Source organism: Prevotella sp. P5-108 (assembly GCF_002251385.1).
In the GTDB taxonomy this organism is placed as follows: Bacteria; Bacteroidota; Bacteroidia; order Bacteroidales; family Bacteroidaceae; genus Prevotella.
The window spans coordinates 1-8,599 of sequence record NZ_NPJJ01000021.1 but is presented as its reverse complement, the minus strand read 5'-3'; the positions used below and the strand labels follow the sequence as shown (position 1 = coordinate 8,599).

The following is an 8,599-nucleotide window of genomic DNA, read 5'->3' as shown; positions in this document are numbered from 1 at the left end:
AAGTCTTTTTGTGAATGAACTTGCGGGGAGTACTGAATAGTATTATCTATATCTCTATACCATTCCATGCCATTATCGTCAATGGTGCTTATCGAATTATTCCCACACGACACGTATGGCGACCATGGGTAGTATTTCTCCGCCAAGGCATCCATTACGTTCCACCTTCCCGTGACGGGGTCGTAGTGGCGTGCACCGTGGTCGTACCAGTCGAGGCCATGGGTGCGGTCGAGCTCTTTGCCTATGTATTTGTAGGGTTGGGTGGTGGCATTGCGGCTGTCGCCCATCAGCCCGCCGAATGGATAATAATGGTTCACCTCCTCTATGCGGCCATCGGCAAGACTGACGGTGATGCGGTTGTTGCCCAGATAGTCCTTGAGATAGTAGTGATAGATGGGCTGATGTGTGGTGTAATCGAATGTAATGTAGCCTCCATTGATGAGTATCATGCTGAGCGTGTCGCAGACATATACGCAGTTGCCTGCATATTCGCGCCAGGTATGGACCAGCAGAGAACTGTCACAGGCTGTACCCAAATCATCATCGGGCAAACTGCTGGTATAAGGGTTGAGATAATAATCTACGCGCTGCTTCACGCCGTCGGCAGCATAGGTGTAGTCTATGTGGCTGCCGTCAATGTAGTCTATCCTGCATGGCATGTTGAGCGCATCGTAACTGATGCGCGAAATTCTGCTGTCTGCATTGCTGGTCATGTTGCCATTGGCATCATAGGTGCGTTCTGTGTCAAGGTCGGCTCCGTCTACATAATACATGGCATCCTTGTAAGCCGGAGTGTCGGCTGCATGATTGGTGACCCGTATCAGTCTGTTGCCGTCATACTGATATGTGAGGTCATCGGTGACGCCATATATCTCATCATAAACCTTGCCGCTGCGACTCAAGGTAAGGATGTTGCCCATCAGGTCGTAGCTGTACTCCGTGACATATCGGTCTGAGGGCAGGCCGCCCTCCCTATAATCGGCCGCGGCGAGCCTGCCTAACGCGTCGTACTGGTAGCGGTATCCGCGTAGCGAGTCGCCTGCCGCCTGCCAGTCCATGGCCGAGACCCCGCCGCCGTAGCGCGGCTGTCCCCCGTCAGAGGGCTCTCCATAGGACAGCCTCTGGCTGAACAGCGGACTGCTGATGTGTGTGACCCACGAGCGCAGGTTGTAGGCGTAGGCGCTGGGCAGGAACCCTCCACTGCGCTCTGTGGCTATGCGCATAGTAACTATATGCACACGTTTATGATAGCCATGTAGTGTATAATTATCTATCATGCAAAACATAGTCTTAGTAAAACCCAAGGCGCCCAATAGGGTGGCTTACTTTCCCATTTGCATACTTGAAATGCCAGCACAATGGCTCGTACATAATGTATTTTCCACATCCCCATTGGGGGACCGAATAATAGAGGTAATCTACCCTTTTTGTTCCTTCTACTGGCTTAATGAGTGTTCCCAGTTTTTTCTCCACATCGCACCAATCATCTATATTCGACATCAGGAGAATATCAAAGGAGCCATGGCTTATATACCCTATCACACGCTTATGGGCTATTTCTACAAACCTCGTCCTAATGTCGTTAATATCATCATGAAAAGAATATACAAACTCCATCGTGTCATTTTTGATATTAAGTTCCATTACCATGCTGTCTCTCCTTTGTCTTTCCACGGGATAGACATCGTTTATTACATATTCTGTGACAGAATCCAATTTCGCATCTATTATCTCAAAACGCTGCAGAGTTGTCCCAACAGGGCACATAATAATAAAAGAGGTAACATAAGTAATATAGACTAATATGAAATTAGCGAAAACGCACTTGCTTATAAATACCTTTCCCATTATAATATTGTTTAGTATTTGTATAGTAATTATAAACGACGAAAATAGTTCCATGCCGATTCGACGCGTGTTGTAAGTCTGCTGGACTCGGCCCTATATCTATAAAATCCCCCATATTTCCATTTCTCTCTTCTAACGTTGGTTTATGGGTGTGTTTTAATGCGGCAACTTTTCCTCCTTTCCTTCCAATAGCATCTATCAACAAAAGAGATGAGGAAACTTCTCTTTTGTCTTTATCCGTTAGTATGATATTATCCCCTTGGGCCATTTCTGTTTGTGCCCATTCCACCTCTGTTCGTTCACCTAATATTCTAAAACGTTTCTCCGAGTTGTGTCTGTTTTTTATATGCATAGAAGTCTGCGTTATAGTGCCATTTTGAAATTCAATGTCCTGTTTTTCTAACTCCATAATAGTTCCCTCTTCAAACTCAGCAAGTAATTCATCGGTATCTTCCATAAACACTCTATCTTTTTTCATATTACATCCAAAAAAGGATTTTATTTGTTCCCACATACTTTTTTGTTTATAAAATTGTCCTTGCTTATTTACCCTATAATCTTCTTTCCCATCCGGGTCAACCGCATTTACTGGGTCATCCCCACACGAAGCGTATGGCGACCATGGGTAATATTTCTCCGCCAAGGCATCCATTACGTTCCATCTTCCCGTCACGGGGTCGTAGTGGCGGGTACCGTGGTCGTACCAGTCCAGTCCGTGGGTGCGGTCGAGCTCTTTGCCTATGTATTTATAGGGTTGCAGGCCGGTGTTGCGGCTGTCGCCCATAACATCGTGCAAAGTTAGTGGGAAACCCTGTGCTTTAGTGCTGCCTTTCACTGAATTCATAAGCATACTTTATTGATATACTTTATTATAATAGCCTCCCATTCTCTTCTGTATCTTTCTCTTTTTTGTGAGGGGGAGTAGCTCTTAGGACTTATCCCCATTTCAAAATAGAATGTACTGCTGTTTTTTTTGTAGATAATTAATTTCTCAAAAAATAGAGGTGGTACGAAATATAAACAATTTTCTTTCATAGTAACTCCACATAGACTTTTTTCCTTATAAGAAAACAGCTCGTCACTTTCTATATTTCCATGTCTTTTTATATATGGATTATTCTCTTTGTTTTCGCAACATTCTGTACACATCCCTTTAGGGCGTGCTATGCACCAATAATCAGTTGCGTCAGCATTCTTGACAAAGACAACTGATGTATATGCATGAGGTCCTTCTGTATATCCTAATGTACAAATAATAAATTCACAGGAATATGAGTTATATAATTTGCAAATACTATCTATTATAGCACTATCCGCTATATTGTACTCTCCTGTTCTTAATTGTACAAAAGGGGTAGTACAAAAAGAGGGGATACTGTATAGAACTATTACTAATAATCTCCACATATTAATTATCTTTATTTGGAAAAAATCCATCTGTGTACATGCTTCGTGTCGGGCTTGTATCTAAGTCCTCCTATAGTTGAGTCAGACCAATCTCCCGTCACGGGGGCGTAGTGGCGGGCTCCGTGGTCGTACCAGTCCAGGCCGTGAGTGCGGTCCAGCTCTTTGCCGATGTATTTGTAGGGTTGTGTAGCCATCTTACTTCTTGTCATTTTTCTCATTGAGGGACTTATCCTTTTCTACCATACATAGTTCCTATCATATATCTCTTCATTATGCCTATTTGAAAAAGATCCATCGGTGTGCAAACTTTCTTCCTGGATTAAAGTCTACACTGCATATTGCCATGCCGTGTAGACTTGGCTAGTTTAGCCTGCATTATTCATATTCCTTATGTCTGTAGTATTTCATTAGTTCTCCTGTTTCTGAAAAGACCATCATATATACATAGTAATATGGCCTGTGCCCAATTGTAATTGAGGAAAAGTCTTCTAATTTCTTATAATTTATATTATCTCTTATATAGAGTGTTGCTGTCAATATGTTGTTATATATGATGGAAAAGAAAACGATAGGCCTGGCATATATCCAAGTCTGTTGTTGCATGGTGTGAAGCACAGGCGAAAATTCACTTGTATTAATCCTCGTCATTGCATCATATAAGGTCTTTTTTTCTTCCTTGGTTAGCGACTTGTCTTCTATAAAGAAAATACTGGCCATTTCATCAAGTTTGTCCGATATGAATACTGAGTTCGGATATAGATTCAAATCCTTGATTATACAATCATATGCCTTCTTGTAGCATACGCTATCGGTAGTGCAGCACTTTGCATTAGTGGCGATGGCTATTAGCACTATTATGCCAAGCAGATACTTCATTTTATATACCCCTCCTCATATTTATAAAACTTTTTCACTTTTCCTCTTTTTGATACAAAAAAAAGATAGGCATAATAAGGTCTTTTGTACCTTTTTGAAGGTAATACGAATTTCTCATACTCTACATTTCCCCTTATGTCATTTCTTAAATATACTTCCGCCATTACCATATTTTTTATCAATTTAGAAAAGAAAACAATGTATGCGTTCGAACAACTTGCTTTTTGTTGCAGATAGTTTAATTCTTTGCTGTATTTGGGAGAATACCAAACCCACTGCAAGTATTTGATATCTTTAATATCGGCATGTTTTTTTACTATTTTTTCAAAATAAAAAGCACTTGCTTTTAGGTTTATTAGTGTATCCGTCACATATATGGAGTTCTGTGGTAAATTTAGGTCTGTGATAATACTTTTGTATATGTTACCATATATAAGTTCTGTTCTTCCTTTTCCAAAAAGCGAAAGAGAAAACAGAAATATTGATGTGACAACTATTGTTCTATTCATTTGTATGATATATATTTGTTATTTCTTAGTGGAACATCACCATCTTTAAGGTGTCTTGCAGATGATTTGTCAAATGGAATATACTTAATTCCCCCTATAGATATACTTGGATAACTTTCCCTATTGCCCATATTAAGTCCCACTGTATTTAATTCTTGGCGTATAGCATTCATCCTATCAACTACATCACCCGTTTGAAAAGGTATTGACAGATCTTGGAATGCCCCTCCAGCCGAGGTGTGAAAACTTTCATGTAAGAAAGTCATTCCCCATCCCAAAGTTCTAGAATCTACATTGTTAGAGTTCTTTATAAAAGATGTTATTTGCGAAAAGCCCAAATTAATCCAGTTCCCATCATGCGGGGTTGCGGAATTCTTTTCCATGGAAAATGTTATTGAAATATTTCCTCCATTTATAAGTTTTATAATTTGTTCTCTGGCTATTGCACTAGATGATTCTACGGAGTTAATAATGGGATGCCCTTCATTGTCTTTAGCATATGTCATAACACCATTTGGAGAAGTGGAAATAGTTAATCCTGTTAAAAAAGAAAGGTCTGTGTTTATTTTATCGTTTACATTCGTATTGTAGATTTTGTCAAGAATTAGCACGTGCTTCATATCTATAGTATCACCAGTAATATCAGTATAGTTCACGGGGTCATCCCCACACGAAGCGTAGGGTGACACATCGTAGTACTTCTCGCACATCTTGTCCATGGTGTTCCACCTTCCCGTTACGGGGTCGTAGTGGCGTGCGCCGTGGTCGTACCAGTTGAGGCCGTGGGTGCGGTCGAGCTCTTTGCCTATGTATTTGTAGGGTTGGGTGGTGGCATTGCGGCTGTCGCCCATCAGCCCGCCGAATGGATAATAATGGTTCACCTCCTCTATGCGGCCATCGGCAAGACTGACGGTGATACGGTTGTTGCCCAGATAGTCCTTGAGATAGTAGTGATAGATGGGCTGATGTGTGGTGTAATCGAATGTAATGTAGCCTCCATCGATGAGTATCATGCTGAGCGTGTCGCAGACATATACGCAGTTGCCTGCATATTCGCGCCAGGTATGGACCAGCAGAGAACTGTCACAGGCTGTACCCAAATCATCGTCGGGCAAACTGCTGGTATAAGGGTTGAGATAATAATCTACGCGCTGTTTCGCACCGTCGGCAGCATAGGTATAGTCTATGTGGCTGCCGTCAATGTAGTCTATCCTGCATGGCATATTGAGCGCATCGTAACTGATGCGCGAAATTCTGCTGTCTGCATTGCTGGTCATGTTGCCATTGGCGTCATAGGTACGTTCTGTGTCAAGGTCGGCTCCGTCTGCATAATACATGGCATCCTTGTAAGCCGGAGTGTCGACTGCATGATTGGTGACCCGTATCAGTCTGTTGCCGTCATACTGATATGTAAGGTCATCGGTGACGCCATATATATCATCATAAACCTTGCCGCTGCGACTCAAGGTAAGGATGTTGCCCATCAGGTCGTAGCTGTACTCCGTGACATATCGGTCTGAAGAAAGTCCGCTCTCGAGATAGTCGGCAGACGTAAGCCTGCCCAGTCCGTCGTACTGATAGCGGTAACTACGCACCGAGTCTCCTATCGTCTGCCAGTCCATACCCGATATCGCTCCGCCATAGAGAGGTATGCCGCCTTCGGAGGGCTCGGCATAGAACAGCCGTTGGCAGAAGAGCGGAGATACCATCTTTCGAATATGCGAGTGGATGTCATAGCTGTAACGTGCGGTGAGCAGCCCACTGCCCTCACGCCGGTCTGTTAGCAGTCGTCCAAGCTCGTCATATTCGTTGTCCGACAGTGTCATTTCTGCGCCTCCGTCAAGCGAGTGTGTAACCTTGAGCAGCCGCGCCTGGGCATCGTATCTGTAGCTGTATGTCTCGGTATGACGGTTGCCATCGGCTTCTGTCGTCTCTTTCCGTATCTGGCTGACACGACCATCCAGCGTATAGTTTTTTTCTTCTGTCATAGTGCGCCCTGCGATTGCCGATTGTGTGAAGTTTATGCGCCCTTCATCATCGTAACCTATCAGCGTCGTATTGTAGTCCATGGTGTTGCCTACTGCCTTGATGCTACCTGTCTGCAAGCCTCTCAGTCCAGAGGTTGTCGGCAAAGGCAGATTGTGGTCGGGCCATAATGCAGATATGAATGTATAATCGTCATAATAGTTGGCTGTGAGCAGGCGGACATTGCCTAAGTTTACATTACTCCGATACCCGCTTCCTCCGAGCGTACTCTCTCTCGCAGCAAAGTCTGGCGTATCCACATGAACCCATTTTTTTGCCAAGGCGACAGAGTCCGGATTCTGACATTCACCCGTTACGGCTTCACGGCCAAACCTGTCAAGCAGTACAAAACTCCATACACCGCGCTGCCGCTGGTTACCGTCCTGCGAGAAGACCTTGGTCCCTGTACGGTCGTATGCGTAGCGTATCGGTTCGCATCCAGGCATGCGCTTTTCTACACAGTTGAGCCGCTCGTCATAGCGATATACATAGGCATAGCGCTTCAGCGTCAGGTCTGTCCGTGCGTCATACGTGCCGTTGCCGGCAGCGAGTACAGCCGATGCGGCGGGTGGCAGCACCATGCGCAGGTTGCCAACAGGGTCATATATATAATAGGTGTCGGCCATACCTGACCCCGTATCACGACGGTCAAGCACTTTCTGCCCGCGCCAATCGGTAAATGTCCATTGACGGCGCCCATCGGCATCGGTTGATAAAACCACATCCAGTTCACCAGCTTCATAGTTTTTTTCCGCTTTGACTTTGTAGTCGCCACTAAGGATAAAACGACGACAGCAGAGTTCTGCCTTTGACGGGTCTGAGCAGAGTTTCTGTACCGTGGCCGGATGGTTGTAATAGCTTTCGCCCGCGGGGATAGTGGCTGTGAGTTCACCTCCCGATTGGGGCTCATATTGATAGCGCATCACAGCATGGCTGTCAGAATAAGTCTGTGCTGATGCAGTATGCAGACCTACATTTGTGACAATGCCGTCACAACCAGCCATCGGAACAGGCAGCCACTGTTCGGTTTTCCGTCCTATAGCATCATATCCGATGACAGTAACGATGTCTTTGCCCGAAGGACTATGATGTCTCTGTATGTTGTTGACCTCGGCTCCAAATCCGTCGTAATAGTTATCGGTGATGAGTGCATGCTGAGCCAAGTCCAAGTGTGTTGTCTGCCTTATATGGTTGGTTCCGTTTCCGTCATAAAGCGAATAGTCGTAGCTGTTGGTAGGTTCTCCTCTGTTATTGGTGATTTCACTAAGCCGCCCACCCTGATAGTCGTATCCTGTATGCCTGCCGTCGGGTCGTGTGATACCGGTACAACCCACCAGCGGTTCATAGGTGTAGAACGTTGTCATTACACTGTCAGCCCTCTCAGAAGCAGTTTCACGACCGCCAGCGAGTGATGCAGCAAGAGTAGATGATTCGGTATTCCAACGATAGGCAGTAGGCATACCACCGCCAATGGCAGTAGACAGCAGATTGCCTCGTCGGTCATAGGCGAAGAAGTCCTGTCGCCTGGTTTCGTGACCATTAGTATTTCTGCTTCCGGCATTGGCGAAAGCAGGGAGGCTCAGAGTGGTCATGAGCCCCAACAGCATTATGACAATCTGGCGGCGCATGGACTGGGGTTAAGATGTTTACATTGCAAATATAATAATAATGTACACACGCGCCAAGGAAATCGGCAGGAAAGTGATGGCTGGGGGAGAAAATCGTATGATGCAGCCTGCTTGAGGCCCGATGTGGTCAAGTATATGGCCATCTTCGTGTATGCCCCCTGTTTCGCGCATTTTAACCCAAAACAAAATCCACTCTTCTAAAAGCAAAATCCAAGCAAGCCTAATGACCGATTTGGGTTAAACATGGATAAATCGCCTGTTTGAACACCATATCTTCCCTCGAACTGTAATTAGAAAGGATCTATC

The 8,599-nt window shown here is 44.7% G+C and carries 8 protein-coding genes; all 8 read right to left on the bottom strand.

What is annotated here, in order from left to right:
- Nucleotides 1-1,223: RHS repeat domain-containing protein (locus CIK95_RS03725; protein WP_305775639.1), on the bottom strand; the 1,223-nt coding region annotated here is incomplete at its 3' end.
- A 67-nt stretch (nt 1,224-1,290) separates the two neighbouring features.
- Nucleotides 1,291-1,848 carry a hypothetical protein gene (locus CIK95_RS03720; RefSeq protein WP_094420924.1) on the bottom strand — a complete coding sequence of 186 codons (558 nt, stop codon included), beginning with the start codon at nt 1,846-1,848 and terminating at the stop codon, nt 1,291-1,293.
- Complete coding sequence (locus CIK95_RS13090) at nt 1,811-2,692, bottom strand: RHS repeat domain-containing protein (protein WP_254046411.1); 882 nt, start codon at nt 2,690-2,692, stop codon at nt 1,811-1,813. Before CIK95_RS13090 ends, CIK95_RS03720 begins: the two co-directional genes overlap by 38 nt.
- A complete protein-coding gene (locus CIK95_RS12730; RefSeq protein WP_144007713.1) occupies nt 2,689-3,255 on the bottom strand; it encodes a hypothetical protein in 567 nt (188 codons plus the stop codon). Before CIK95_RS12730 ends, CIK95_RS13090 begins: the two co-directional genes overlap by 4 nt.
- 11 nt (nt 3,256-3,266) lie before the next feature.
- On the bottom strand, nt 3,267-3,464 hold the full coding sequence (locus CIK95_RS03710) for a hypothetical protein (protein ID WP_144007712.1): 198 nt from the start codon (nt 3,462-3,464) through the stop codon (nt 3,267-3,269).
- Nucleotides 3,465-3,630: 166 nt separating this feature from the next.
- On the bottom strand, nt 3,631-4,131 hold the full coding sequence (locus tag CIK95_RS03705) for a hypothetical protein (RefSeq protein WP_022309663.1): 501 nt from the start codon (nt 4,129-4,131) through the stop codon (nt 3,631-3,633).
- Entirely contained in the window at nt 4,128-4,640 is a 513-nt protein-coding gene (locus tag CIK95_RS03700) for a hypothetical protein (protein ID WP_094466303.1), read from the bottom strand. Before CIK95_RS03700 ends, CIK95_RS03705 begins: the two co-directional genes overlap by 4 nt.
- Nucleotides 4,637-8,257, bottom strand: a complete 3,621-nt coding sequence (locus tag CIK95_RS03695; RefSeq protein ID WP_158215075.1) for an RHS repeat domain-containing protein — start codon at nt 8,255-8,257, stop codon at nt 4,637-4,639. Before CIK95_RS03695 ends, CIK95_RS03700 begins: the two co-directional genes overlap by 4 nt.
- Between the last annotated feature and the right edge of the window lie 342 nt (nt 8,258-8,599).

Bases quoted from the DNA above. Each gene is read 5' to 3' on its own strand.
- CIK95_RS03705 (WP_022309663.1), bottom strand. From the start codon at position 4,131: ATGAAGTATCTGCTTGGCATAATAGTGCTAATAGCCATCGCCACTAAT.
- CIK95_RS13090 (WP_254046411.1), bottom strand. From the start codon at position 2,692: ATGAATTCAGTGAAAGGCAGCACTAAAGCACAGGGTTTCCCACTAACT.
- CIK95_RS12730 (WP_144007713.1), bottom strand. From the start codon at position 3,255: ATGTGGAGATTATTAGTAATAGTTCTATACAGTATCCCCTCTTTTTGT.
- CIK95_RS03710 (WP_144007712.1), bottom strand. From the start codon at position 3,464: ATGACAAGAAGTAAGATGGCTACACAACCCTACAAATACATCGGCAAA.
- CIK95_RS03720 (WP_094420924.1), bottom strand. From the start codon at position 1,848: ATGGGAAAGGTATTTATAAGCAAGTGCGTTTTCGCTAATTTCATATTA.
- CIK95_RS03695 (WP_158215075.1), bottom strand. From the start codon at position 8,257: ATGACCACTCTGAGCCTCCCTGCTTTCGCCAATGCCGGAAGCAGAAAT.
- CIK95_RS03700 (WP_094466303.1), bottom strand. From the start codon at position 4,640: ATGAATAGAACAATAGTTGTCACATCAATATTTCTGTTTTCTCTTTCG.